This is a genomic window from Streptococcus pseudopneumoniae (assembly GCF_001072665.1).
GTDB lineage: Bacteria > Bacillota > Bacilli > Lactobacillales > Streptococcaceae > Streptococcus > Streptococcus pseudopneumoniae_S.
In genome coordinates this window covers 1-934 of the sequence record NZ_JVJI01000118.1, presented here as the reverse complement: position 1 = coordinate 934, position 934 = coordinate 1, and the positions used below count along the sequence as shown (strand labels likewise).

Annotated in this window: 1 protein-coding gene; it reads left to right on the top strand. The window is 39.3% G+C overall.

Translation table 11 applies throughout. From position 1 onward, the window contains the following. On the top strand, nt 1–934 hold a 934-nt coding region (locus ADH52_RS07340; protein ID WP_049510760.1), incomplete at both ends, for a mucin-binding protein.

Here is a 934-nt window from a genome sequence, read left to right as displayed (position 1 = left end):
TGATCCAACAGATCCAACCAAACCAGGACAACCAACAGAAGTAGTACCATATGTACCAGGATACACTCCAAAAGATGGCAATGGTCAACCACTTAAACCAGTAGATCCAAACGATCCAACTAAAGGTTATGAAGTACCAAGTGTCCCAACTAACCCAGGTGAGGATACACCAATCAACTATGTGAAGGATACGCAAAAAGCTAAGACTACTTTCGTAGATGAAAAAGGAAATCCAATTCCAGGTGTTGACGCTATTACTGAAGAAGGTGACTCAGATACACCATTAACAAAAGAAGCTGATGTAAAAGCGAAAATTAAAGAACTTGAAAATAAAGGATATGAATTAGTATCTAATACATACCCAGAAGGTGGTAAGTTCGATAAAGATAAAGACACTGATCAAGAGTTCAAAGTAACACTTAAAGAACGTGTTGTACCAGTTACACCAGATCAACCAAAAACACCAGGGGCACCTGTTGATCCAAACAACCCAGACGGACCTAAATACCCAGCTGGTTTGGAAGAAAAAGATCTAAACAAAACAGTAACACGTACAATTACTTATGTTTACGAAGATGGAACTCCAGTATTAAACGAAGATGGAACTCCAAAAACAGTAACACAAGAAGCTAAATTCACACGTGAAGCCAAAGTTAACTTGGTTACAGGTGAGGTTACATACGGAGATTGGACACCAGCTCAAGACTTGGCTGAAGTGAAGTCACCAGTAGTTAAAGGATACTTAGCTGATAAAGCAACAGTACCAACTACAAAAGTAACTGCAGACTCAGAAAACACTACAGAAGTGGTAACATACAAACCACTAGGATCATGGATTCCAAACATCCCAGGACAACCAACAAATCCAATCAAGTATCCAAATGATCCAACAGATCCAACCAAACCAGGACAACCAACAGAAGTAGTACCATAT